Annotated in this window: 19 protein-coding genes, 1 pseudogene and 1 riboswitch; of the genes and pseudogenes, 13 read left to right on the top strand and 7 right to left on the bottom strand. The window is 43.6% G+C overall.

Annotated elements, in window-relative coordinates; all coding sequences use genetic code 11:
- Nucleotides 1-126 precede the first annotated feature (126 nt).
- Both L0M13_RS12895 and L0M13_RS12890 read left to right on the top strand, forming a co-directional pair.
- Entirely contained in the window at nt 127-1,827 is a 1,701-nt protein-coding gene (locus L0M13_RS12895) for a glycerol-3-phosphate dehydrogenase/oxidase (protein WP_311195569.1), read from the top strand.
- Nucleotides 1,828-2,004: 177 nt separating this feature from the next.
- Nucleotides 2,005-3,099 carry a threonine aldolase family protein gene (locus L0M13_RS12890; protein ID WP_235196885.1) on the top strand — a complete coding sequence of 365 codons (1,095 nt, stop codon included), beginning with the start codon at nt 2,005-2,007 and terminating at the stop codon, nt 3,097-3,099.
- A gap of 49 nt (nt 3,100-3,148) precedes the next feature.
- Here L0M13_RS12890 and L0M13_RS12885 read toward each other — a convergent pair whose 3' ends face one another.
- Complete coding sequence (locus tag L0M13_RS12885) at nt 3,149-3,553, bottom strand: GIY-YIG nuclease family protein (protein ID WP_235196884.1); 405 nt, start codon at nt 3,551-3,553, stop codon at nt 3,149-3,151.
- A gap of 202 nt (nt 3,554-3,755) precedes the next feature.
- A riboswitch (cobalamin riboswitch) is annotated at nt 3,756-3,952 on the top strand.
- Between the two features lie 172 nt (nt 3,953-4,124).
- Here L0M13_RS12885 and L0M13_RS12880 point away from each other — a divergent pair.
- The 4 genes and pseudogenes from L0M13_RS12880 (at nt 4,125) to L0M13_RS12865 (ending at nt 7,589) form a co-directional block, all read left to right on the top strand.
- Nucleotides 4,125-4,674 (top strand): annotated as a pseudogene (locus L0M13_RS12880) (hypothetical protein).
- Nucleotides 4,671-5,621 carry an ABC transporter substrate-binding protein gene (locus L0M13_RS12875; RefSeq protein WP_235196883.1) on the top strand — a complete coding sequence of 317 codons (951 nt, stop codon included), beginning with the start codon at nt 4,671-4,673 and terminating at the stop codon, nt 5,619-5,621. Before L0M13_RS12880 ends, L0M13_RS12875 begins: the two are co-directional and overlap by 4 nt.
- Before the next feature lie 124 nt (nt 5,622-5,745).
- On the top strand, nt 5,746-6,387 hold the full coding sequence (locus L0M13_RS12870) for a glycosyltransferase family 2 protein (protein ID WP_235196882.1): 642 nt from the start codon (nt 5,746-5,748) through the stop codon (nt 6,385-6,387).
- A complete protein-coding gene (locus L0M13_RS12865) occupies nt 6,384-7,589 on the top strand; it encodes a hypothetical protein (RefSeq protein ID WP_235196880.1) in 1,206 nt (401 codons plus the stop codon). Before L0M13_RS12870 ends, L0M13_RS12865 begins: the two co-directional genes overlap by 4 nt.
- Before the next feature lie 30 nt (nt 7,590-7,619).
- Here the strand turns inward: L0M13_RS12865 and L0M13_RS12860 are convergent, their stop codons facing one another.
- On the bottom strand, nt 7,620-9,137 hold the full coding sequence (locus L0M13_RS12860; RefSeq protein WP_235196879.1) for a glycosyltransferase: 1,518 nt from the start codon (nt 9,135-9,137) through the stop codon (nt 7,620-7,622).
- A gap of 288 nt (nt 9,138-9,425) precedes the next feature.
- Between L0M13_RS12860 and L0M13_RS12855 the strand changes: the two genes are divergently transcribed.
- The 4 genes from L0M13_RS12855 (at nt 9,426) to L0M13_RS12840 (ending at nt 13,407) form a co-directional block, all read left to right on the top strand.
- Nucleotides 9,426-9,983, top strand: a complete 558-nt coding sequence (locus L0M13_RS12855; RefSeq protein WP_235196878.1) for a DUF4126 domain-containing protein — start codon at nt 9,426-9,428, stop codon at nt 9,981-9,983.
- A gap of 80 nt (nt 9,984-10,063) precedes the next feature.
- Entirely contained in the window at nt 10,064-10,768 is a 705-nt protein-coding gene (locus L0M13_RS12850; protein ID WP_235196877.1) for a GDSL-type esterase/lipase family protein, read from the top strand.
- A gap of 180 nt (nt 10,769-10,948) precedes the next feature.
- On the top strand, nt 10,949-12,001 hold the full coding sequence (locus tag L0M13_RS12845; protein ID WP_235196876.1) for a HEAT repeat domain-containing protein: 1,053 nt from the start codon (nt 10,949-10,951) through the stop codon (nt 11,999-12,001).
- On the top strand, nt 11,998-13,407 hold the full coding sequence (locus L0M13_RS12840; RefSeq protein WP_235196875.1) for a glycosyltransferase family 2 protein: 1,410 nt from the start codon (nt 11,998-12,000) through the stop codon (nt 13,405-13,407). Before L0M13_RS12845 ends, L0M13_RS12840 begins: the two co-directional genes overlap by 4 nt.
- A 40-nt stretch (nt 13,408-13,447) precedes the next feature.
- Here the strand turns inward: L0M13_RS12840 and L0M13_RS12835 are convergent, their stop codons facing one another.
- The 4 genes from L0M13_RS12835 to L0M13_RS12820 all read right to left on the bottom strand — a co-directional run bounded on the left by L0M13_RS12835 (nt 13,448) and on the right by L0M13_RS12820 (nt 22,286).
- Complete coding sequence (locus L0M13_RS12835; RefSeq protein WP_235196874.1) at nt 13,448-16,651, bottom strand: hypothetical protein; 3,204 nt, start codon at nt 16,649-16,651, stop codon at nt 13,448-13,450.
- Between the two features lie 160 nt (nt 16,652-16,811).
- Nucleotides 16,812-17,840 carry a LysM peptidoglycan-binding domain-containing protein gene (locus L0M13_RS12830; protein WP_235196873.1) on the bottom strand — a complete coding sequence of 343 codons (1,029 nt, stop codon included), beginning with the start codon at nt 17,838-17,840 and terminating at the stop codon, nt 16,812-16,814.
- A 434-nt stretch (nt 17,841-18,274) separates the two neighbouring features.
- Nucleotides 18,275-21,454, bottom strand: a complete 3,180-nt coding sequence (locus tag L0M13_RS12825; RefSeq protein WP_235196872.1) for an efflux RND transporter permease subunit — start codon at nt 21,452-21,454, stop codon at nt 18,275-18,277.
- 13 nt (nt 21,455-21,467) lie between these two features.
- On the bottom strand, nt 21,468-22,286 hold the full coding sequence (locus L0M13_RS12820) for a TetR/AcrR family transcriptional regulator (RefSeq protein ID WP_235196871.1): 819 nt from the start codon (nt 22,284-22,286) through the stop codon (nt 21,468-21,470).
- Between the two features lie 244 nt (nt 22,287-22,530).
- Here L0M13_RS12820 and L0M13_RS12815 point away from each other — a divergent pair, with 244 nt between their 5' ends.
- Nucleotides 22,531-23,052 carry a GyrI-like domain-containing protein gene (locus tag L0M13_RS12815; RefSeq protein WP_235196869.1) on the top strand — a complete coding sequence of 174 codons (522 nt, stop codon included), beginning with the start codon at nt 22,531-22,533 and terminating at the stop codon, nt 23,050-23,052.
- 282 nt (nt 23,053-23,334) lie between these two features.
- Nucleotides 23,335-23,829, top strand: a complete 495-nt coding sequence (locus tag L0M13_RS12810; RefSeq protein WP_235196868.1) for a sigma-70 family RNA polymerase sigma factor — start codon at nt 23,335-23,337, stop codon at nt 23,827-23,829.
- Between the two features lie 50 nt (nt 23,830-23,879).
- Here L0M13_RS12810 and uvsE read toward each other — a convergent pair whose 3' ends face one another.
- Complete coding sequence (gene uvsE, locus L0M13_RS12805) at nt 23,880-24,758, bottom strand: UV DNA damage repair endonuclease UvsE (protein WP_235196867.1); 879 nt, start codon at nt 24,756-24,758, stop codon at nt 23,880-23,882.
- A gap of 136 nt (nt 24,759-24,894) precedes the next feature.
- Between uvsE and L0M13_RS12800 the strand changes: the two genes are divergently transcribed.
- On the top strand, nt 24,895-25,380 hold the full coding sequence (locus L0M13_RS12800) for an SRPBCC family protein (RefSeq protein WP_235196866.1): 486 nt from the start codon (nt 24,895-24,897) through the stop codon (nt 25,378-25,380).
- Nucleotides 25,381-25,423 lie beyond the last annotated feature (43 nt).

The raw sequence follows: 25,423 nt of genomic DNA, 5'->3' as shown, positions 1-25,423 counted from the left end.
AAAGTTAATATTTGGCCGGAGATATCGAGAGACCAAGCCAGTTCAGCTGAAGAAATTCTGCGACTGTAGCTTGGTCTCTTTTGTTTCCTTTCCAAAAATTGTAAAAAACTAAAGGAGCGGTATATGATGAAATTTTCCAGCTTAAACCGAACAGACACGTACAATAAAATGAAAAATACACCTCTTGATTTAATCGTGATCGGCGGTGGGATTACAGGTGCAGGAACAACGCTAGATGCAACAATGAGAGGCATGAAAGTGGCGGTCGTGGAAATGCAGGATTTTGCTGCAGGCACAAGCAGCCGTTCTACCAAACTCGTTCACGGTGGGCTACGCTATTTGAAGCAATTTGAAGTGAAAATGGTGGCAGAAGTAGGGAAAGAACGTGAAATCGTTTATGAAAATGGACCGCATGTAACGACTCCTGAATGGATGCTATTGCCGTTTTATAAAGGTGGAACTTTTGGGCCGCTTAGTACAAATGTTGGCTTGCGCGTCTATGACTTTTTAGCAGGAGTCAAGAAAGATGAACGCCGTAAAATGCTGTCAAAAGAAGAGACTTTGCGCCGTGAACCTTTATTGAAAAAGAAAGACATTAAAGGCGGCGGCTACTACGTAGAATACAAAACAGACGATGCTCGCCTAACGATGGAAGTCATGAAAAAAGCGGTTGAAAAAGGCGCTTTGGCTATGAACTATGCAAAAGTCTCAAGCTTCATCTACCATAACGGCAAAGTGGTCGGCATCCGTGTGGAAGACCAGGTCGATGGTAAAATCCACGAAATCTATGCGAAGAAAATCGTCAATGCAGCAGGCCCATGGGTGGATACATTGCGCGACAAAGACCATTCTAAACAAGGTAAGACATTGCAATTAACAAAAGGAATTCACTTAGTATTCGATGGCCGCCGCTTCCCGTTGAAACAAGCGATCTATTTCGATATGCCGGATGGCCGGATGGCATTCGCGATTCCGCGTGAAGGGAAAGTGTATGTCGGTACAACAGATACAGTTTACAAACAGGACATTGCTCATCCGACGATGACTACAGAAGACCGCGATTATGTCTTGAAAGCGATCGACTTCATGTTCCCGGAAGTGGGAATCCGTACGGAAGATATCGAATCAAGCTGGGCTGGATTGCGTCCGTTGATTCACGAAGAAGGCAAAGACCCTTCAGAGATTTCACGTAAAGATGAGATCTTTGTTTCAAATTCAGGATTGCTGTCGATTGCCGGCGGTAAACTGACCGGCTACCGTAAAATGGGCGAAAGCATCGTCGATATGGTAGCTGAGCAATTGGAAAAAGAGCATGGCTTGAAATTCAAAAAAGTATCCACAAAACATTTGCCGATTTCAGGCGGCGAAGTTGGAGGGTCAAAAGGGTTCGTGAAGTTCTCTGAAGATCGGGTGCGTTTAGGTGTGAGCCGCGGCCTTTCTCCGGAAGCTGCACGCAAATTGGTTCAACGCTACGGATCAAATGTTGACCAAGTCTTCAATTTCTTATTTACCGGAAACGAAGAAGCGGCTAAAGAGGGAATCGACCCAATCGCTTTCGCTATGCTGCGCTACGCTTTGGAATACGAAGCAGCCTACAAACCGATTGATTTCTTCATCCGCCGTACAGGTGCATTGTTCTTCGATATCAACTGGGTACACGCCAATAAAGCGGCTGTAAATGCTTATATGGGCAAAGTGCTTGGCTGGACTGAGGAACAGGCAACAGCTTACAATAACGAGCTGGAAGGGCTTCTATATGAAGCTGTACATCCGGTTGAAGTTGGCGGAAGCCGTTCAAGTGCTTCTTTTAAAGCCGCAGTAAACTAATAAATTCATAGATAAACCGCTCTGATCGATTAAGATCAGAGCGGTTTTTTTGGGGTGTACTTGGTTCTTACATGAATGGTATTGGCTTCTCCCGATTTCCAGCGATTTGCTGGCATCCTTAAAAATGATATAGTGGATAAAAGCGCAAGTATTCTGAATAGAGACAGGAGCAAGACAATGACATCCAATGAACGGTTGAAGCGAAGTTTTCTCGAGAGTGAGCACCAGTTGGCTGGCCACGGCAAGCGTGATGTGAAGGTGCTGAAAGAGGCATTTGAGGGTATTGATGGAAATGTAGAAAGCGATATTTACGGCCAAGGAACGGTTATTGAAGAGTTTCAGGAGAAGATGGCGGAGCTGCTAGGAAAAGAAAATGCGGTGTTTTTCCCGAGCGGGACAATGGCGCAGCAAATTGCCTTGCGTATCTGGTGCGACGCGGCAGGCATTCGGAAAGTAGCTTATCATCCATTGAGCCATCTGGAGATCCACGAAGAAAAAGGGCTTCAAGAATTGCATGGAATCGAGTCTGTGCTGCTCGCTGATAAGGATCGCGTCATTGAGCTAGAAGATGTCCTCCAAATGGACGAGAAAGTGGCCTGTGTGCTGTTGGAGTTGCCGCAGCGTGAAATTGGCGGGCAATTGCCAAGCTACATAACTTTGGAAGAGATTTCGGCTTATTGCCGCAAGAACGAGATCAAACTGCATCTGGACGGGGCGCGGCTTCTGGAAGTGCTGCCTTATTACGGTAAAACCGCAAGTGAAGTCTGCGGCCTTTTTGACAGTGTCTATATCTCGCTCTATAAAGGAATTGGCGGCATCGCAGGAGCGATACTGGCAGGAGATAAAGAGTTCATGGCTCAGTCAAAAGTTTGGAAACGGCGCCACGGCGGCGATTTGATTTCGCTGTATCCGTATATCCTTTCCGCTGACTATTATTTTGACAAGCGATCTAAAAAGATGGCGATGTATCATGAACATGCAAAAGAACTGGCCGGCTTTTTCAATAGCTGTGAAGGGATTACCACTCTGCCCGTGGAGCCTGTATCGAATATGTTCCATGTCCATTTCAGCTATGCCAATGACACGATGGAAGAGCTGCTTGCTGAGCTTCATCAGGAAACGGGAATCGGGCTTACAAGCTACCTTAAAACATTGGAAAACGGGGGCAGCTCCTATGAAGTCAGCCTAGGTGATTTGTATGAAACTTTGCCGGCAGAGAAGGTAGAAGAGCTATTTGCCAAGCTTAATGAAAAAATGAAAACTCTAAAATAGAAAGAAGCCTGTAAAAGACAGTAAGCGTCCTTTACAGGCTTTTTTCTATTTATCCTACGTACCATTTCTTGTACACCGGTTCTAAGGTATATGCCAGCATATGCTCAACGATTTCCCTTTTTTCAGGCTGTTCGATTTCGACCCAATGAATCGTGATAGGTGCCTGGATCTCTTGGGAAAATCCGTGAGGGGCATGATTTGTCTTTTTCAGTTTTGCGAAATGGCGGCGTATGCGGTTGTAGATTGGTGCGCCTTTTCCGATATAGAGGATGTTTTGATTGGAGTCACAGAAAATATAGATGCCTTTAGCCATCCCCATGTTCAATTTAATCTTGTTCAACAACATCGTGGTCTCATCATTTAAAAGAAAAGGAACATTTTCGATGGACTTCCAATTTTCATTATCGAATGCATAGTTTTCTTTTCTCAGAAGCTCATGAATCTTTTCTTTCATCTAATAATCCCCCTTAGTTGTCGGTCGTAAAATTCATTCCTATTTCATATTTTCGACTTATCTGATTATTAGTTTAACCAATAAACGATTAATAAGCGAGAGCAGAAGTAAAAGTCATATTATTCAAATATCTGGAAGCGCTTTCTAATCGGAAAATTAGGCTTTCCTGAGGAATAAATTATGCTACACTTGAAACAAGTGAATAATCATGCAGAAAAAAGGTACTGATTCGTCAGTATAACAGGGAATCCGGTGCGAATCCGGAGCTGTTTCCGCAACTGTAAGTGCGTATGAAATAAGAAAATGCCACTGTCTTAGATGAGTGATCATCCGACGGGAAGGTTCTTAGAGTAAAACGATGCACAAGCCAGGAGACCTACCTTTTTTTGAACGTATTTTTACTCTTCGGAAGATAAGGGAATCATACGGCAACTTTTTCAATTGCGGCTTTATAGACGAGCCGTTTAATTGTTATGGTGCCGCCCTTTTTATGAGGGCGGCTTTTTGCTGTTTATCTGAAGTGCGATGCGGAAGATTACCACTGAGTAAAGCAGGAGAAGAGGTGATATGAATGAAAAAAGAAATGCGCTATATTTGCTATCCATTCATGCGGGAGTCCGCATCCACAGTGGATTTTGAAATTCGCACCGATTCACTCACGACACGCATTGGTGAAGCCATTTCGTTGACGAAAGACATTCCGGAAGTAGAGCGGGATCTTCGTTATTTACAGCCTATGGCCTATCATTTGAACGGTTCGGTGCGTGGCAAAATAGCGATTGACCAAGAAGACCTTGAAAAACTGAGCAGTTTATACGATTCTTACGTGGCAGAGGTGGAAGACAGTATCGGAAATTTTGTCTTGCCACAAGGGAGTCAGGCTGCCTGTAGCTTGCATGTGTGCCGAAGCGAAGCGAAAAAATCAGTTAGGGCATTGCATAAAGTGAGTTTGGAGCGGGGAAGTTCCCGAGATTTTATTTGATTATGCGCAATTGCTCGCTAACGTCTTATTTGTCATGGCAGTTTATACCAATCGCAAACACGGGGTGGAAGAGATTCCGTTCATCAGCAAATCCTATCCAACGAGACCGAAAAAGAAAGAAGAGGAAAAGAGCAAATGAAAAAATCTTATTTATTGAGTGGAACGCTTGCACTGGCTGTATTTCTCGGAGCCTGCCAAAGTGAGGAAAGTGCGGAAACAACTAATACTGCAGACAATGCAAACACGGAAACGGAAGTGGCTGAGTCTTACGCAGTGACAGATGATTTAGGCAATGAAGTGAAGTTGGAAGAAATTCCGGAAACCGTCGTTTCGCTTATTCCGAGCAATACGGAAATCCTTTATGCATTAGAAGAAGGAGACAAATTGATCGGGGCCACGGATTTTGATAACTACCCGGAGGAAGCTTTGGAAGTTGAGCGGGTTTCTGATTCTGTGAAATTCAATGCAGAACGCATCATCCAATTGGATCCGGATATTGTCCTCGCTTATTCGACTGGCGGACCGACCGGACTCGAGGTTTTAGAAGAAGCGGATATTCCGGTATTCGTCATCGAATCCGCCGCTTCGTTTGAAGATGTATATGGCGACATCGAACAAATCGCGCAAGTAATGGGAGTGGAAGAAAAAGGCGAAGAACTGATTGCTTCCATTCAAGGAGAAATTAAAGACGTCCAAGACAAGCTCGCTGAAGTTGAGCAAAAGAAAAAAGCTTACATCGAAATCAGCCCGTTGCCTGAAATCTATACAACGGGCGATAAGACTTTCCAACAGGAAATTATGAACCACGCTCAAGTGGAAAACGTATTTGCAGATTTGGAAGGCTGGCCGCAACTTTCTGAAGAAGAAGTGGTGAACCGGAATCCTGAACTGATTTTTACAACGGTATCCTATGTGGAGAACGCTGTAGATGAAATCAAAGCCCGCGATAGCTGGTCGGAAATTGCGGCTGTCCAAAATGAGCAAGTCTTCTTGTTGGATTCAGATATCACCTCACGGCCGGGGCCAAGAATAGGAGAAGCCGTGAAACTGGTAGCCGAAACCGCTTATCCTGATTTATTGAAATAAGTTCATTAAAAACCACTGCCTTAAGAGAAAGCGGCAGTGGTTTTTTAAATTGATTAAATTTTCAGATAACTGGTATAATTTATAGCAAGCCATTGCTTAATTAGGAGAGGAAAGAGGGGGAAGCATGATTAAAGTGACTGTAGCTATTCCCGTATACAACGACGAACAATTTATTGAACGTTGCATTGCCAGCATCCTGAATCAGACATTAGACCAGCAATTTCTGGAAATTATTTGTATAGACGATGGTTCTACTGACCAAAGCGGCGCCATCCTGGATCGCTACGAGAAAGAATTCCCGAATATTCACGTAGAGCATCAGATGAACTCAGGCTCTCCGAGCGGTCCGCGGAATAAAGCGATTGAACTAGCGAATGGCCAGTATATTTACTTTGTGGATGCAGATGATTTTTTAGGGGAAGAAGCGCTGGAACGAATGGTGGCGGTAGGAGAAAAATACGATAGCGATATTGTTGTCGGAAAATACAAAGGGGTGAATCGAGGCGTCCCGGAAGCGATTTTTTCAAAAAATCCGGAGTTTTTCTCATTTTACGGATCCAACGCGTTAACGACTATCAGCTCATTGAAGATGTTCAAAGTTTCTTTGCTTCATGAACACCAGATCCGTTTTTTTGAAGAAACCAATATTGGCGAGGCCCATACGTTTACGGTCCCTGCTTATATCTGTTCGAATGGCATAGCCATCGTAAAAGACTATGACTGTTATTATGCGACCGCAATCCAGATGCCATTAAAGTCCAATTGACAAAGCAGGAAAGGCCATTTTCGAAAGTCTTCCGTTTTATTCAGGCAGCGCTTCAAGCGATCGTTTCGCTTAACGTGGAAGAAAGCAAAATCAATCGCGGGCTTCAGCAGTATTGGGACCGGCTAATGAATTTCGAAGTCATGTATGAAGTGAATAAAAAACTGGATTACTCCAGAAAAAAACAACATCTCGCCAGTTTAGCGCCTTTATTGAAAGATTATGGACCAGGCGAAAGCTTTCAATTCTTCACGCCTATCCAAAAAGTGAAATTCCGCTTATTGGAGCATGGGGAAGCAAATGAGTTAATGGATTATCTCGACAGCGAGAAAAAGCAGGAAGATCTGCAAGTTTACCGAGGAGAATTATACCCGGCCACTAATGCCGCTTTTAAAATAGCGATTGACGAGCGAATCAGTTTTACACAAGCCAATAAATACACAGCTTGTGTCATCAATGCTTATATTAAAGGGCAGAACTTCATCATTGAAGGGCATCAATACCATAGCCGCTTTTTACCCGAGAATCCTTTTTTGACGGTGCTGATGAGCAGGCGCGATACGGAAGAAGTCTACCGGATTCCAGCAAAACTCGGACTAGCAGAGAAGAGCTCAGGATCGCCTTTGTTGACAGTGCCGGAAGGAAAAGAAAAACACGGCTATTTCCATGCCATACTCGATTTGTCATTTGTACGGGAAATTGAAGAACCGCATTATTTTGATTTTTCATTGGTCAGCGATTACGAGGGGTACAAAGTCCAGACGCGTCTAATGGCGGATGCCCGCTATTTTGAAGATTCGTTCGGTTTGTTCGGAACAGCTAAAATCGGCTATTTTGATGTTAAGCCCTATCGCACAAAGCATGGGAATTTCTCGGCAATTTTTAAAGAACCCGATAAAATCTCAGACAAGCTTTCGGTTGAGGAAGCGGTTTTTTATCAGAACGGCGATGAAGTGCGCATTTGTGTGCATGTCCACTCGAAATACGATGGATTTTTAGATGAGGTGGAGCAGGTCTTTTTAGCTGTTGGCGAATGGTCCATCTCCGGCACCGGGCTGACCACTCAATATAAAAATGGCGATTATTTCTTCTGCATGGACATTTATTTAAGCAAGCACGAAAGGCGCAAACTGGCAAATAGTTATGTAGCGTTTGTAGTGAATGATGTGGCATTGAAAATGCCGGATATTAAATGGGCAAGATAACAAAAAAGAATGGTAATCCAATGAGTCGCCTCACTCGATTACCCGTTCCACTAAGCCCGTTTGAAAAATTTGCTGAAGGGGCTGGCCGGGCCGCGGTTCTTTTAAAAGAGACAGCCAGTTTTCGAGGAATTGTTCGTCGCTGAAACGGTCTGCGGGCCGGACATCAGGAAACTCCGTCTCTACGGCTTCTGCCATCGCTTCGGATAAAGCATAGATATCGTCAGGTGGGACCAAGAGGCCGTTTTGTCCGGAAACAATCAAGTCGCTCGGCCCGTATTTGATGTCATAAGCGACCACTGGGCAGCCATTATTTAAGCTTTCGATCATCACTAATCCGAAGCCTTCAAAACGGCTCGTTAGAAAAGAAGCTTTTGCTTGTGCAAATATTTTTTCCGGAGTGGCGGTTTTCCCCATCAATTTTACTTGTTCTTGAAGCCCGGCGTCATTAATTTGCTGCTTCAGCTGTTCTTTGTAATCGCCATCGCCGTATATTTCGAGTGGGTGTGCACGCAGCACATCCCGCTTTAAGCGATAAGCTTCAATCAAATGGTGGACCTGTTTTTGTTCATCCAAACGCCCGATAAACACCAGCTTATTTTCTCTTTTTGAAGAGGAGCCCAAGTTTTTCAGTTCAACGGAATGGGGGATAACTTTTACTTTTTGAGTATCCGGTACGACTTCAGCTAAATCCGCCTGTTGTTTGTTCGTTAAGACCACAATTTCGTCTAGATCATCCAAATGTTCAAGTGCGTAGCGGTAGGACGATTTCACGTCGGCTACATCATTGCTGTTCAAATGTGAGTTATGGAATAGCAGGATTTTTTTAACTTTTGGCACGTCCATTTCCAGTAAAGGGCGATCCAAAAAGCGGGCATCGCAAATGACGGTGGAATGCTTCTCAATCATTTGTTCAAAACAATGGCGAATCCATTCTTTTTCCGTTTTGAATCCAAATGCCTCTCCTTCTTGGAAAAGATAGATGCGTATCAGTTTTTGTTCTGCCGTTCCGTTATAAGTTTTATTCAGATAGGCTTTTCCGGATTCATCTAAGAAAATCTCTTCTAAGATATAGGTTGTCCCTTGTTTGTAGATGATTTCCTTATGGCAGAGTCCGGCAAGATTATACTCTTTCCGTATTTTTCGGATGCGGTGGTGGGGATCCATGATATCGATGAATTTCAAGCGATTGCCTGGACTTTCATAATTTTTGTATAAAACATATTTTCCATTATCGAAAAAGCGGTAAACCTTGTTTTTTTCCAGTTCATAGCGAGTTAATCCTTTTTCTTCAGGCGGGTGTTCAATTTCTGGCACTTCATGAGTTCTTTTTGATAGGAAGTCATAGATATTCATTAATTTCACTTGCTTAGGGATATAGCCGTTTTTGTAATAAAGGCGGTAGACGCTTTTGTAATTCGGATTATAATTGGTTGAAATAATGGCGATCGGAAGCTGCCCTTGTTCGCTGAGCAAGCGAGTTCTTTTCAATAATGCTTTTGTACGCCCTGCAAATTCAGCAGGCAAGGTTGAAGTCACCACATAATGCATACAAACATCCTCCTTGGTCAAAGTAAATCGTCTGGTCCGTATACTTTCTTAATCTTCTCTTTCTCGATTTGATGGGATTAACTATAAGGTGGAGTGTTTCTGGGATGAATAGGGCAAATGAGGATTCAAATCATTTATTACCGTAGTAGCAATGATAATCTTTTTTCCTTCCATGTCATTAAATTCTAATTATTTTACTTGTTCTTACGAGTTGTTCCAAGTAAAAGTTTGAAGAGACGCTTTTCAGGTATAGTAAGAACAAAGCGTTTCAAAGGATGGAGGATTAGGATGGAGACGATACTTGCAGTTTGCATCGGATTGGCTTTAAGTGCCACTACAGGTTTCCGGGTTTTTACGCCCTTATTGATTACCGGCATATTCGTGCGGGCTGATTGGCTATCGCTTTCAGAAGGGTTTAGTTGGATCGGAAGTACTCCGGCACTGATCGCATTTGCCATAGCGACGGTTCTGGAAGTGTCGGTCAATTACATTCCGGCCGTCGGCTCATTCATGAAAGTATTGGAGACGCCTCTCGCAGCACTTGCAGGAATTTTATTGACGGCATCATTTATCGGGGATATGAGTCCATTTTTGGAATGGAGCATCGCCATTATTGGAGGCGGGGGCATTGCCAGCGCTTCACATGCTGCAGTGGCATCCGTCAAAGGAGCAAGTGAAACCGTGCTGATGAGTCCGGTGGTAGCGGGAATTGAAGATGCAACGGCGACAACTGTACCAATTTTAATTTTAATTGTGCCCGTTTTAGCGATTGTCTTCTTGGTTGTGCTCGCCATCGTTTTCCTGAAACTTTACCGCAAGTTCTTTTCAAGGCCAAGAGCTGCTTAGCCGGGTTTAAAGCCTGGCTAAGAAGGAAATACTTCCTATTGTGCGAAGAAAAGCAACTAGAGAAACAGGAAGTGGACAGCATGAAGAAGTTTAAAGTGTTTTTAAGCATATCCGTAGCGTTGAATCTTGCCTTTGTCGGCATTGCGGGATTCATCCTGGCAAAACAAGGAGGAATCGGTTTTATCAAAGAACAATGGGATTCACTGGCTTCGGATCAAAAATTTCCAGATTATTACCTGCAGAAAAAAGCGATTTTTGAATCACTGGATACGGAGGCGCCGGATAAAATTTTTCTAGGTGACAGCATCACCGACCATGGAGAATTTCAGGAATACTATCCAAAAGAGAAAGTATTGAATCGAGGAATCGCAGAAGATACCTCAACAGGCGTCCTGAACCGGATTGCGGAAGTCGTAGATCGAAATCCGAAAGAAGTATACATAATGATCGGCATTAATGATATTGGGGCAGGGACAAATTCAGCCACTTATGAAAAGAATATGCGTAACATCATCGAATCGTTTGATCTGTCAAAAAGCCGGCTTGTCCTGCAGTCGATTTTGCCCATCAATAACAAAGATTTCAATAATGAACTGTCCAATGAGACAGTCGATGAATTCAATCAAATTCTTGAAAGATTGGCTAACGAATATGAGCTTGGTTTTGTGGATTTGCATCCGGAATTTGAAGGAGCAAATGGGCAGTTGGAAAATGAAATCACAATTGACGGCATCCATTTAAAAGGGATCGGTTACGATAGATGGATAAAAAGTTTAGAGAATTAAATGCAAAGCCCCCTATTATAACCAATAGGGGGCTTTTTTCATCTGTTTTTTCTAGCTGTATGTTGTAAGATTAAGCTTGCTATTGTTTGATATTTACAATTTGTCAAAACTAATTAACTTATTTTAGGAATAATAGGGTATGAAAAAGTATGAGCCGTGTAAAAGAAGGGGCGTATGAGAATGGTACAGACATTCCTCTGGATAGTTATGGGATTGCTAGCAGTGCAATTGATATTGTTGGCTATTTTAATTTTCGGCAAACAGAAGGCACTTAAACGGCAACGGAAAATAGCATGGGTTAAAAGCCAAGTCATGCCGATTTACAGAAAGTTTATCGAAACTCCCGAACAAAAATGGTTGGAACCTCAACTTCCTTCAAACAAATCCATCAGACAAGCTGCATTAGAAGAAATGCTCATCGGTTTTCAAGAGACTTATAAAGACCAAGAAGAGCGAGGACGAATTACGGAATTGGCAGAACGCCATTTGGCTCCGCGCTATAAATCCATCCTGAAAAATGGGGGATGGGCTGAACGGATCAATTCCCTTTATTTCATCGAGGATTTTCGGATGGCATCTTTAAAGGAAGATGTATTTGCACATTTCAAAGGTTTACAAAAACAGGACGATGAATATTGGCAATGCCTTCGGGCCGCCGCCATCTTGCAGGACCCAAAAGTAGTGGATGTGTTGTTCGAACAAAAGACCTTATCTATCGGCTTTTCCAAAGAATTATTGATGAGAATGGACGAAGAACTTCATCAAAGAATCATGGCCAGGATGTTTATGAAAGATGATGCACCTGAAAACCTTCTATATGCATTTATTATGCTAAACGGCGAACGGAAAAGTGAACGCTTTTTCCCGTTTGTCGAAAAAATGATGACGGACGAACGAAAAGAAGTGCGGATCAAAGCGATGAAGAGTTTGACGCATTACGGCAAAATTTCAGAACCCCAAAAGTTATCAGCGTTCTTTATCTCCATCTTTTGGGAAGAACGCATGTATGCGGCGAAATTGGCCGGAGCTTGCAAATTGAGCGATTTTAAAGAACAGCTTATCCACTTATTCACGGACCCTGTTTGGTGGGTGCGCTTTTCAGCAGCAGATAATCTTCAGGAGTTTGAAGATGGCAATGCCTTGCTGCATGAAATTGCTTCAACCAGCGAAGACGCCTACGCCCGTGATGTTGCAAGACATATGCTGACAAAGAAAGGGGGAGGAAATCGATGAATGTGGTTGAACTAATATCCTTCGGCATCATTATTTACATGTTGGCAGCCGGCAGTATTTATCTCGTACTTTTTATGGTAGCCGGCCCAAAAATCAACCGGGAGAAAAAATTGAACCGGACGGAACAAATTGAAGAAATCATGATCAATAAAGACACCTATCCGATCTCTATTTTGGTTCCGGCCTATAATGAGGAGGCGGGAGTGGCGAGCACCGTTCGGTCTTTGCTGGCATTAAACTACCCACAATACGAAATCATCGTGGTCAATGATGGTTCGACAGATAAAACGAGTGAAAAGTTAATGGATGTCTTTAAAATGAAGCGAATCGAATTGGCTGCGAGAAGCTATTTTAAGACCGGCAAACTGACGGCTGCTTATCAATCCCAATTGCATCCGAATCTCTATTTGATCGAAAAAGAGAATGGGGGAAAAGCCGATGCATTGAATGCTGGGGTGAATTTCTCGCAATACCCTTATTTTGCTGCGATTGACGGCGACTCCATTTTGGAAAAAGACGCCTTATTGAAGACCATGAAGCCGATCATCGATTCAAGCGGCAGAGTAACTGCAACGGGTGGAACGGTCCGGATTGCCAACGGCTGTAAAATCGTAAAAGGCGAAGTCACAGAAATCAAATTGCCGAAACGGCCGTTGGAAGTGATGCAGATCGTTGAATATTTCCGGGCCTTTTTGATTGGCCGCCTAGGTTTTAGCCGCGCGAATATTTTACTGATCATTTCTGGAGCATTCGGTGTTTTCGAGAAAAGCCGCGTTATTAAAGTCGGCGGCTATAATACGAAAACGGTCGGCGAAGATATGGAATTGATCGTCCGGATCCATCGTTCGATCAAAGAGGAGAAATCCAATCAGCGCATCGAATATATCCAAGATCCGGTTTGCTGGACAGAAGCACCGAGCACAATCGCTTCCTTGCGGGCACAGCGCATCCGCTGGCAGCGCGGATTAGCGGAAACGATTTGGATCCACCGGAAAATGCTGTTCAATCCGAAATATAAAGGCATCGGCATGTTTTCCATGCCTTATTATTTGTTCATCGAGCTGTTGAGTGCCGTTTTTGAAGTCATCGGCTATGGCATCATTATCAGCGGACTGCTGTTTTCATTTGTTGATACCGAGATTGCGTTAGTGATGCTTCTCGTCATGATTTTATACGGCTCCCTTTTATCAGCTCTTGCCGTGCTGCTAGAAGAATGGACATATCATAAATATCCGGATGTCAAAAGCATTTTCATTTTATACATCTATGCACTGACAGAAATATTCTGGTACCGGATTTTGGCCAACTTCTGGCGCGTGCAAGGCTTGGTTTATTCGCTCCGCAAAAAGCACGCATGGGGAGACATGGAACGAAAAGGCGTTTTCTCAGACGATACGCCTACCTAAAAAGGAGTTGTCCCAATTATATTTGGGACAACTCCTTTTTTCATTCAATCTTTCCAAAGAATTCTTGGAGGATGTAATAGGATTGTTTTAAACGTTCATTTGTTTCAGGAAGCTCCCAAGTTTCCCACGTGTACTCCGCAGGATTTTTGCCAGCAAATGAATCAACGATTTTCTCATCCTGATCGGTCAATGTTGCTGCAACTGCGATCCGTTCTGCGGTAATGGAAGATTCAAGGCCTTCTTTCCAGAAATCACCCGCAAATTCCTTTCGGCCCGGATCTTTGGCGTTGAGCAGCATCCATGGAATCCGGATTTCCAGTACACCGGTTTCTTCCGAATAGAAATAATCGTTCAATGAGTCGTAGTCTTCACTTTCCGGATCTGCAACTCCGAATTGCAGCACGCCGGTTTCATAAGAAGAGAACGGGAAGACTTCCCCGGTATCGGGACGTGTAAATTCTTTGCTCAAAGCAAGACGGATCGGATGGAAGACGGTCGAAATGTCTTCTTTCGATTCCGGAATCATTTCAAGCCTCTCTGCATAATCGTAGTAGAACGAATCGTAATCTCCTGCAACTAATAGATGGGCGGATTCTTTACCGTCAATCTGCAAATGGAAATCAGCATTGAATGGTGCAGCAGCACCAGTTTCTACCGGAATTCCTTTGCCGTCGCGAATATTGAAATACAAATGGAATTGCTGAAGGTTCCACCAGGCTTTATGTGCTTCATCGAAAGTGGTTTTGATGTAGAGGTAGCGTTCATCATGGTCCATTTCGATCGACTGCATTGGCCCCTCATTTTTTTCATAAAGCGTTTCACCCGTTTCCCAGTCATCCACGCCATTAACTTTCACTTTATGGCGGTCAAAACTCAAGATGCCGAATTGCTGCTCGTTTGTTTGGGCATTCGACCAGAATGGACGCTGATCCGGATTGTCGTAATCCATGGTATTCCAAGTCCGCTTAAACCATTCGTCTTGCCACGTAAACACAAGTCCGCCAAGCATGCCTTCATTTAGAATATCTTCATAAAGACGCTGGGCAATATCGCCTTGCTGCGTCTCGGATATGAAGCCTTGGTTCCATCCGGATGGATTTTCATGCGTTTTTCCGCGGGAAGCGGGCACACCGAATTCGGCTACTAATATTGGCATTTCATGCGAGTCGTTTAAGTCTTTTAAATAGCCGGCGTAGTTGTTTTTCTCGCCGCGATGATCAATAAACTCCGTATATTTTTCCTCTAAATTCAAGAAGTCAGGATAGTAAGGGTAGATGTGATAAGAAGCAAACATCCCGACATTTTCAGTTTGCCCTGTCATTTTGATATGGTTGGGATCGATTTCTGCAATATCTTCTTTTTCACTTGGCTCTGAAGGCTGCTCTAAATTATCCGTAGTCACCCAATTCGTAAAACTTAATGGACGCATGCTCTGATAATTGTCCAATTCGTATGAAGCAAGCATGTCCAGCTGCTGCGCAATCCAATTTTCCATCGGGCTGGCGCCTTCTGTATAAACATGCTTTCCTTCAAACTCACCGAGATCTGGATACTTGTTCACCATTTGATCCACCATTACCGGATCCCACTCGATGCCGGCAATCCAGCCGATCACGTAAGGTGAAATATCCGCATCGTATGTTCCGGCAGCATGGCCGGGACGGGGTTCCACTTCTGCGCTGCCGTGGACGACATCAACCAATGTCCGAATTTCCGCTTGGAACCTTTCCGTGATTTCCGGATCGAAAGCATCAAGTTTCTCAGCTAGCGGCTCTTCGTCAATCCAGATGCCATGGTACACATAAATTGGCTTGTCTGCTCGCTCGTTATAGGCTTTCAAAGCTTGATAGAAAGCAGGGGGATGCAATGTATAAACCCGAATGGCATTGGCATTCATTTCACCGATCTGTTTAAACCAGCGATCGTATTCTTCCCGGGTAATTGCTGCTTCCCCTGGGAAAGTTCCCGGTTTTGCCATCCCCATGTTAACCCCTTTGACAGTGAAGTTCTCCCATTCGCCGTTTTCATAGACTTGGAAATCCTGGCCATTGACCCGGGCAGGATAAGCGATCCCTTCATCGCTTGCCAATTCCGGAGCTGCGGCAACCGTTTCAGGGGAAGCGGTGTTTTCGAGAATCTTCTTCATCATCGGAGCGTAAGTTTTCCAAAAGAAGCTCGTATCTCCAGAGATGCTTTCAAACGATAGCCAAGACCGCACTTTCGCAAATCCGGCAAATTGATAAAAGCTCGGAACTTCTGCAATGTCCACAAAATCTCCCGCAAAATAAAACGTCTCTGCCGTATTTTTTTGCTGATGGACGATAGCTGGGAAAGACGAGGGAATTCCATTTTCAGCTAATAATGCTTTTCCTTTTTCCGAAAGGTCCCATTTGTAATTGGCTAAGATGCTGCTTTCAGCTGCTTCATTGATATCAAACCAATAAGTGAATTCAGGAGAATCCTCCATTGAAAACAGCTCTTGCCCGGCTTCTGTGAAATCCAGTTGAATCCCATCATCGCCAATCAGCCCTTCCTGTTCAGAGAGTACGAGGATCTCACCAGACTGATCATTTGCCAGGACAAAACCTGCGCCGGCAAAGTTCCAGCGATCTCCTGCTTCTTCATAACGGGAAATAACCCATTTCGGAACTTCCTCTTGCTGTTCATCCAATTCATTGAATTTCCGGCCGCTCCAGCCAGTCGGCTGAATCCCTAAATAATCTGCTGCCGTGTCCCTGACTTCCGTGGAAGTGGGGGAGGCGAGCGTGTTAAATTCCACCACAAGGTCGCTGTCTCCAGCATCAACCTGATTTTGGATGCTTTGCCATTCGGCCATTTCGAGTCCTCCATAGACCAATGAAGGAGCATTTTCTGCTTCCTGGCTTTGTTCATTCCAAGCCAGATCTTCTTGGTAGACTCCGTAAGTATCGGCTAAATAAATAAAATCCGTTTCGCCGAAATCCTCCGGAATTTCATTTAACTCATAGGATTCGTTTTGTTCATCCGGCTTAAAGCCAAAATAGTCTACACCTGCTTGATAAGCTGAATCATCATTTTTCAAATAGCCCATATGATTTAAGAGCCATGTCAAACCGTGGTGTTCACGGTAGGATTCGTTAGGCACCGTTTTGTCGATAATGGCGACTTGCAAATTTTCTTTTTCTTGTAAAAACCAGAAAGCGAAAGGTAACGCTACTATAATGATGAGCCCAAAGATGGAAAATAGAATTTTTCGCACCGGCATTCCTCTTTTCTTCTGCAATATTGAATCCAGCTTCAATTATAGCGTACATTATATTGGAATTATTGTATTTTACTTAGGCTGAAAGAGGTGATTTTCAAAACGAAGAGGAAAAAGATTCAAACAAAAAAGCAGCCAGTGGAAATGGCTGCTTGTCAAAAAATTATCTCGGGATCGTCAAGACTTGTCCCACTTTTATAAGGTAAGGGCTTGGGATTTTATTGGCTGCGGCAATTTTAGCTACAGTTGAATTATATTTTCTCGCAATACTATAAAGCGTGTCTCCAGCTTTGACGGTATATTTCACCGAAGCAACAGGAGGTGCAGCCTTGCCTGGGATGATCAATACTTGGCCGACCCGGATGATATATGGGCTTGATATCTTATTGGCGGAAGCCAAAGCATTTACTGTGACATTGTACCGTTTCGCGATGCTGTAAAGCGTATCTCCCGCTTTGACCGTATACTTATTGCCGGCAGCAGGTGGAGGGGCGGAAGGCAGTTTCAGCAATTGAGAGACTGTCACAAAAGAATAGCCTTTTGCTTTCAATTTGGTGATGATGCCTTGAAGCGCACCCGGAGTTCCGGATGCCCCAGCGCCCGTGTGCATTAAGACGATGGAACCCGGCACGATATTATTGACGACTTTATTGGTGATGGCTGTAGAGTATACGCCTTTCCAATCCAAAGTATCAATATTCCATTGAATTGTATGGGTGTATCCGGCATTTCCAACTGCCGCAAAGACGGCTGCGTTCGAAGCTCCAAACGGTGCACGGAACAAAGGCTTCGTGGATTTGCCCGTGATCTTTTTGACAGCAGCTTCTGTTTTGTCCAGTTCAGCTTTTATTTGAGACGCAGTCAATTTTGTGAAGTCGGGATGAGAGTAGGAATGGTTGGCAAGTTGATGGCCGCCCACTGCAATATTTTTGATGGCTTGTGGATGATTATTTGCACCGGATCCCGTCAGAAAGAATGTCGCTTTGATTTTATTCGCCGACAAAGTATTGAGGATTTTTTGGATATTGGTGCCGTCAGATCCATCATCAAACGTCAAAGCGACAACTTTGCTTGAGGTAGTGGCTTTTGAAATGAATTTAGAGCTGGCTGCTTCAGCAGATGGTGAGAATGAGAGGGCGGTAAAAAGAATTAATAAGAAGGCTGCGGCAATTTTGAGAAGTTTGCTTTTCACATTGTCCACCCCTTTTTTCATAACGCATTTTAGTTGAATGCGTATGTATAAGTTTGGAATGAATAATTTTAGTAATAACTTAAAATATTATTTTGTTCTATTTTATGATTATATTATATCATTTTTAATCAATAAAATATCATTTATTTATCTATATTATAAAAAATATATTTAAAAAGTACTAGTTATTTTCTCGGAGTTTAATTGAACAGAACACACCATGATTGATGGAAAAGGTTGTCATCATGGAAGAAGAAAGAGAATGCCTGCTAAATTTTTTAGTTCAGCGGACTTTTGGATGTTTTTTGTGTGTGAGGTGCGAAGTTGACGTGTTGAGGTGCGAAAACTTGGATGCGAGGTGCTTTCGCCTTTATTCGTCCATGTTTTTTTAAAAAAATAGCCCCTTTCATAAGAAAGGGGCTAAGCTAGTTCGTTTAATCGACTTGCTTTTTACGGAATTTCGCTGTCACTTCATAGACAATCGGTACAATTACCAAAGTCAATAAAGTGGAGCTGACAAGTCCACCGATTACGGTGATGCCAAGTCCTTTGGATATCAATCCACCGCCGTCGCCTTCAGCGCCGATAGCCAGTGGAATCAATGCGCCAATAGTTGCTAGGGCCGTCATCAAGATCGGACGGAGACGTGTGACGCCGCCTTCAAGAAGCGCTTCGCGTGTCGTAAGTCCGGCTTTTTCCATGTGGATAACCCGGTCAATCAAGACAATTGCGTTCGTCACTACGATGCCGATCAGCATCAGGACACCGATCAATGCGTTGACACTCAACGACTCTCCTGTAATCCATAGCGCGACCAATACACCAATAACTGTGAAAGGCAGCGAGAACAAGATTGAGAATGGAGCAAGTGCTCCGCCGAATGTTACGACAAGAACGAAGTAGACAATGGCAATCGCAGCAAGCATTGCTAAGCCAAGCTGGCTGAATGATTCATTGATTTGTTCGGTAACGCCGCCGTGGTCAATTGAAACGCCAGAAGGCAAATCAAGGTCCGCCACTTTTTCATCAATTTCAGTAGTGATGGCAGCTGCGTTGTTTCCGAGCACATCTGCAGTCAATGAAGCGTACATTTGGCCGTCTCTGCGGTTAATGGTATCCGGTGATTTGCCTTCTTCGACTTCCATTACATCGCCGACCGAAACAGTCGTGCCAAGTGCTGTCGGAATTTGCACGTTAGTCACGTCGTCAATTCCTGCATACGTTGTTTCTTCTGTTTCGATATAAACATTAATGTCTTTGTCTTCATTTTTTACGGTAGTTAAGATTGGTGCTTCACCGACATTGCTTAATGCCATGCCGATTTGAGCTGCAGTCAGCCCTTTTTCACTTAGCGCCTGTTGATTTGCGACTAAAGTAAATTGATCGTAAGCTTCAGTCAAACTGGACTCTGTGTTTTCCAATTCATCATGTTCTTCCATGATAGGTTGGATTTGGTCAATAGCGGATTGGATGTCTTCGATATTATCGCCGTAGACGAACAGTTCAAGTCCTGTTGCACCCATGGCGGCAAAGTCGAGGCTGCTCCATTCGCCTGCTTCTGTATTTTCGTTCAACTCTTCGATTAAGTTTGTGCTTTCTTCGCTGAATTCTTCAAAATCAGAATCATATTCAATATAGAACAACGCGGAATTATCTCCGCCGCCGCCCATCGCTGTCAATGGATTTCCACCGCCAAGCGAGTATTGATAAGAAGTGACGCCATCGCGTTCTCCGATTGCGCTTTCTGCATTAAGGGCAATTTCTTCAACGTCTTCACGCGTCTGTCCAGGTTCTGGGCTGTAAGTAGCCATTACCAGTTTCTGTTCCTGCTCAGGCAAGAAACTTACACCGATTACCGGCACTAAGAAAAGACTCGCTGCGAGAAGCACAGCAGCTCCGCCGAATGTGATGATCTTATGGTTCAACGACCATTCCAAGATGCGTTTATAGCCAGCTGCCATTTTCCCAGGCTTGTGTTCTTTAGTAACTGATTTGTTGGCATCCAAGTTTTTTAATTGTTTGCCGTACATCAAGTGGGCCATCATCGGCACGATTGTAACTGCAACGAGCAGAGATGCGGCAAGTGCAAAGACTACTGCCAATGCAAATGGCAAGAACAATTCACCGATCTGTCCGCTGACAAGCGCCAGCGGCAAGAATACGGCGATCGTTACGACAGTAGAAGAGAAAATTGGAAGGAACATTTCGCGTGTTGCTTCACGAATCAATTCTTTGCCGCGCAATTTTTCGCCAGGCAATGCCATGCGGCGGTAAATATTTTCAATGACTACGATCGAGTCGTCAATGACACGTCCGATTGCGACGGTCAAAGCGCCGAGTGTCATAATGTTTAACGTAATATCGAGTTGATTCAGTAGGAAAATCGCCATCAATAAAGATAGAGGAATCGAAATGATCGATATTAATGTTGTTTTAAAGCTGCGCAGGAAGAGCAAGATGATAACAACGGCAAACAAGATGCCGTAAAGGGCTTTGCTCAGCATCGTTTCAACCGATTGTTCAATCGGCTCTCCTTGGTCAAATGTGGTGGCAACGGTTAAGTCAAAGTCTTTTTCCAAATCAGTGATGACGTCTTTTACGCCATTTACAACTTCCACTGTATTGGCTTCCGGAGATTTTACAATCGAAAGGCCGATCGACTCTTCGCCGTTTGTCCGTGAAATGGATTCCGCTTCACTGACAACTTCAATTTCCGCTAAATCACTTAATGCGACAGTTGGGATTGCAGCTGCAGCAGGCACTTCAGCAGCAGGTGTGGAAGGTGCTGCCGGTTGAGATGGTGCCTCAGGCGCAGCTCCCGGTGCTCCTGGAGCTCCAGCGGCATCACCCGAAGGTGCTTGTGCCGATTGAGGGACTGCTGGAATTTGAAGGTTCTTCAAATCTTCAACAGTCGTCACATTGCCATCGATGACCAAGTTTTTCAATTCGCCATCGAAATTCGTCAATCCTAACGGGAAGGTGAGATTCGAACCTTGGATCAATTGTTGGATCGTTTCTTCCGTCAATCCATACTGCGCTAAAGCAGCTTTATCAAAAGTCATCGTCACTTTCTGGACGCGCTGCCCAGAAACTTGCGCCTCGGATAGCCCTTCAATGCCTTCGATAGCTGGAAGGACATGTTCTTCTACGTCTGCAGTCAATTCTTCTAACGAACTGCCAGGCTTACTGACGCTTAATGCAAGAACCGGGAAAGCATCTAAGCTGACGCGTGATACTTGCGGTTCATTTGCAGCTTCCGGAATGGAAATCTGTGATAAAGCATCTTCCAATTCGCGTGTCGCTTCGTCCATATCCACTTCAAAAGCATATTGGACTTGGATCGTGGAAGCATTGGCAAGCGAAGTGGATGTCATCAGTTCGACACCGCTCATGTTTTGAATCCGCTGTTCCATAGGAATTGTAATCTCTTCCATTATTTCATCCGGTGCAGCGCCCGGATACGTCGTGACGACGGTCACGGCAGGAAGGGTAATGCTTGGGATGGATTCTTGTTTCATAGTCAAGCCTGCATAAAGGCCGGCAACAACAACCATGATCGTCAAGATCCAAATAGCGAACTTGTTGTTCAATGAAAAATCAATAATTTTCTTCAATCCATACACTCCTTCAAATGAACTTCTCTAAAGTTGAAAGTTCGGTTGCTAATGATTCTTCTTGTCTTAAATAATCCAGTAGGGCATCGATCAAAAATGACTTGGAATCTTTTTTGCCCATTTCTTCTTTCAGCATGAGAAAAGCAGAGAGATGCTCTTCTCTTTTGGAAGAAGTTTGTTTGATCTGCCCTTCCAATTGGTTGAAAGCTTCTTCCAGTGGAGAAATAGAAGAGGTGAAGTCGGTAAGGACAGGGTTAAGTTTCTCAGAGTGGTTGACGATGGCATCGAGGCTTGAAACGATGAATTCAGCCAGCAGCTCTTTGTCGATAGGCCGGTTCTCAAAAATCAAATAGAAATAATATTCCTTTTTAATCCCTTCAAAGATGGTCACAAGATCGTAGATGAAAGGTTCGGCTCTATTCCCGTAGACTTCAAGCAAACTGTATTTATGTAAGACTAGCTGCGCGATCCGAAGTTCTTGCAGCAGATTTTGCATAAGTTCATTATCATTTGCCGGAAAATCCTTGAAGACCATTAAAAAGAATTCTTTGTTCATAACTGTCCGTTCGATCTCCAATAATAGTTTTTTCTTGAAAAATTCACGGTTAGTCAAGCCAGGCTCAAAGTCGGTGCTATTCAAATCTCTTGTCAAATCTTCGTGATATTGCTTGAGGATTTCTACGAATATACCTTCTTTCGAATCGAAGTGCTTATAGAAAGCCCCTTTTGAGATTCCCGCCGCCTTCGCTATTTCCTGGACAGATGTTTGATGAAATCCTTTGATGGAAAAGAAATGTACAGCATGATTCATCAATTCCTGCCGTTTGTCCATGACAACCCTCCTTAAAACCAGTTGGTCATTTTAAGTAACCCTTCGGTCATACTTTAGGATAAAGCTTGGAAAAAACAGAGTCAATTTATAGGAACTCTTATCCTGTGTCTATTTTGTGTCTGCAAAAGGTGCTGAGTGCCTCTAGCGTTTACATCAAGAAAATAGGGTAAATAGAGAGGAAATAGCAAAAAAGTAGCGGTATTTCATATTCAATAAAAGCGTTTTAAGGAAGGGAAGGTTATAAATGGCATCGTATTTATTATCTGGACCAAGCGTGGAATATAGAATTGAACAGCCGTATGCAGCAATCCCTGTAAAAGCGGCAATGGAGGAGTGGAGTAGGACCACTGCTTTAGTGCCGGAGCTCTTTCAGTGGCTGGAAAACAAAAACTTAATGCCAGCAGGAGCGCCGTTCTATCGGTATTGGTGTCTGGAAGAGGGCAATAATGAATTTGATCTGGAAGTCGGAGTCCCATTAGAAAGGATGGTGATTGGCGATGAGCGGGTAATTGCCAGTTCGATTCCTGAAGGGTCTTACGTTCGAGCCATCCATAAAGGGCATCCAGATAGGCTCCGGGATTCCGTGCTTGAAGTGGAAAAATGGGCGCTAAAGGAAGGTTTGTCTTTTGATAAACGCTTTGAAGGAGATACTGAAATTTGGAACGGGCGCTTCGAACAGTATTTAACGGATCCTGAAACGGAGCCGGATTTAACCAAATGGGAAATCGAAATATCCTTTTTGATTTTGCGTGATGAAATCGCTTAAAAACACTGCATTGGAAGAATGGGAAGATGTTCCCGATCTCCAATGCAGTGTTTTTTAAAGAGATTCGAGTTTGATTTGCCAATTGATTGAAAAGAAAATTGTTCGGAATTTCTTGGAATCGGCTAAGGACAAAAGTTTTGCTTGGCAGTATAGGGCTCTAGAGTTGTTGAGAAGAGCGATATGAAGGCTTTAACGCCATAAATCCGATTTTGCTGCTGGAAAAATCAACAGCTATTCTGGAAATACCCGGGAATACAAAAGGATATCCAGAAGGATTCGAACTTGGAAGAATACGAAGAATTAGCTGTTCAATATGCACCAATGATTACCGCGCTCATTCGAAAACTGCATATATACCGAGATTTTGAAAGCTTTCGCCAGATAGGAAAAATTGCACTTTGGCAAGCGAGTATCCGCTACGACGAATCAAAAGGAAGTTTCACCACATTTGCTTATCGGACCATTCATGGCGCGATGCTTGATCATTTGAAAAAAGAGACGAAATACATTGAACGAAATCTTGTGCAGCAAAATCATGAATTTGACGACGTAGCTGTTTCATCAGAAGAAGATGAATTGCCGGAATGGATAGATGCCCTCTATTTAAAAAATGAAGAAAGAAGACTATTGGAAGAACTTTTCGTTAAAGGAAACAGCTTAACTAGACTTGCAGCTCGGGAAGGGCTCTCGCTAGCTGGCATGAAAAAAAGGAGGGAGCGTGTTTTAAAAAAGCTAAAAGAAAACATCAACCAAGATCAAATCACATTGTCTAGATAAAATGTTCGGCTGTTCATGAAAAATTCCGGAGAAGGTTTTCTCCGGAATTTTTACGATTTTTTACCCGTTAATTGTTCGATAAAAGGAAGGACCGCTTGTTCTTTCATCTTGGCTTCAAACATGATGTCCGCATCTGTCCCTTTTAGAAGCAGCAGCAATTCGTCAAAGTCTTCTTTCGTGACAATATTATGATGGCGCAGGTCTGTAAATCCTTCCTTGCCAGTGCTGATATGGATTTTGGGTGTGCCGAAGCCATCCCAAGTTGCCAAGATTTCGGCGTAATCAACAGGATTCCCGTCGTTATTGCAATTATGGTGATGAATATCAAAGCAAATCGGGACACCGCATAATTTGTTGACGTCCAGGACATCGCGGACAGTAAATGTTTTGTCGTCATTTTCTAAACGGAGCCGCTGTTTTATGCTAGCTGGCAATAAAGCATAGTTTTCAGCGAATCTCATTTTTGCTTGCTCTTTGTCTCCATAGGCACCGCCTGTATGGACAATCAAGTCATTGCCTCCTAACAATGCAATAAGCCGGTCGTGATACACCAAATCCTGGACGGATTTCTCCACCACTTCGGGCTTTGGGGAATTCAGGACCGTGTATTGGCCAGGATGCATCGAAACACGCATCTCATGCGTTTCTGCAATCTCTCTTATTTGAGCGGCAATCGATAGGAAATCAGGATCTTCCCACCAAATCCAATCATTGATGGGGTGGGTGGAAAGCGGAATCATCGAACTTGAAGCGCGGTAGAAATAAATATCATGTTCAAGATTCCATTGGAGAATCTCCAAAGTCGTCTGCATGTTTTTCAATGTTAAGTCTTTAATCTTCGCGATGCCTTCAGCTTCCGCTGTTGCAACACGCAAAGTCCGGAACACGGTTTTCAATTCAGTATTCATACAAGCATAACCCAGTCTCATATTATTCAACTCCTTAAACGCTGTATACCCAGATTTTCTTTCATTTATCGGCTTCAAAAAATTTTAGGGCTTTTGGAGAAAATCCCTTCTACAAGGGTAAGGAATAATAAAGCATCTAAATCGAGGAGGAAAATGGATGAGAGCAGAAATTATTCAAGATGAGCATGGATATACAGCTACATTTGCGCGCATATTGTCGCATGCACCAGAATCTGTGTGGAAAATGCTGGTCGACAACCAAAAGATTAAGCAATGGTTTCCAGAATTATCGATTCAGGAGTTGAAGGAAGGAGGCGCCATTCGATTCGATTTCGGCAATGGATCTTATGAAGAAATGGCCATTTTGCATTATAAAGAAGGAAGCATCCTGGGATTTGAGTGGGGAGAAGACGAAGTCCATTTTGAGGTGCAGCCGTTGGAAGGCAAAACTCAACTCATCTTAATCGAAACGATTCGCCAACTGACGCCACACACCGCAAAAGACCTTGCCGGCTGGCATGTGTGTCTCGATGTAATCCAAGCGCAATTGGATGAGAAGGGAATAGTCCGAGAACAAGAATGGGAAAAAGAACTCCCCGCGTATCAGCGGCTGCTGGATAGCCTTACCGGTTCCTTAGGATAAGAAAACTTAATGCGGGAATGTGTAAGGAGTTGTCCCAAAAGTA

The organism is Planococcus sp. 107-1 (assembly GCF_021513255.1).
Lineage (GTDB): Bacteria > Bacillota > Bacilli > Bacillales_A > Planococcaceae > Planococcus.
Note: the sequence above shows the minus strand (reverse complement) of the source record. Positions and strands in the feature narration are given on the sequence as shown.

Coding starts and splice junctions, on each gene's coding strand:
- L0M13_RS12800 (WP_235196866.1), top strand. CDS start 24,895: ATGAGAGCAGAAATTATTCAAGATGAGCATGGATATACAGCTACATTT.
- L0M13_RS12840 (WP_235196875.1), top strand. CDS start 11,998: ATGAATGTGGTTGAACTAATATCCTTCGGCATCATTATTTACATGTTG.
- L0M13_RS12850 (WP_235196877.1), top strand. CDS start 10,064: ATGAAGAAGTTTAAAGTGTTTTTAAGCATATCCGTAGCGTTGAATCTT.
- L0M13_RS12820 (WP_235196871.1), bottom strand. CDS start 22,286: ATGGACAAACGGCAGGAATTGATGAATCATGCTGTACATTTCTTTTCC.
- L0M13_RS12855 (WP_235196878.1), top strand. CDS start 9,426: ATGGAGACGATACTTGCAGTTTGCATCGGATTGGCTTTAAGTGCCACT.
- L0M13_RS12895 (WP_311195569.1), top strand. CDS start 127: ATGAAATTTTCCAGCTTAAACCGAACAGACACGTACAATAAAATGAAA.
- L0M13_RS12845 (WP_235196876.1), top strand. CDS start 10,949: ATGGTACAGACATTCCTCTGGATAGTTATGGGATTGCTAGCAGTGCAA.
- uvsE (WP_235196867.1), bottom strand. CDS start 24,758: ATGAGACTGGGTTATGCTTGTATGAATACTGAATTGAAAACCGTGTTC.
- L0M13_RS12885 (WP_235196884.1), bottom strand. CDS start 3,553: ATGAAAGAAAAGATTCATGAGCTTCTGAGAAAAGAAAACTATGCATTC.
- L0M13_RS12870 (WP_235196882.1), top strand. CDS start 5,746: ATGATTAAAGTGACTGTAGCTATTCCCGTATACAACGACGAACAATTT.
- L0M13_RS12890 (WP_235196885.1), top strand. CDS start 2,005: ATGACATCCAATGAACGGTTGAAGCGAAGTTTTCTCGAGAGTGAGCAC.
- L0M13_RS12815 (WP_235196869.1), top strand. CDS start 22,531: ATGGCATCGTATTTATTATCTGGACCAAGCGTGGAATATAGAATTGAA.
- L0M13_RS12860 (WP_235196879.1), bottom strand. CDS start 9,137: ATGCATTATGTGGTGACTTCAACCTTGCCTGCTGAATTTGCAGGGCGT.
- L0M13_RS12835 (WP_235196874.1), bottom strand. CDS start 16,651: ATGCCGGTGCGAAAAATTCTATTTTCCATCTTTGGGCTCATCATTATA.
- L0M13_RS12875 (WP_235196883.1), top strand. CDS start 4,671: ATGAAAAAATCTTATTTATTGAGTGGAACGCTTGCACTGGCTGTATTT.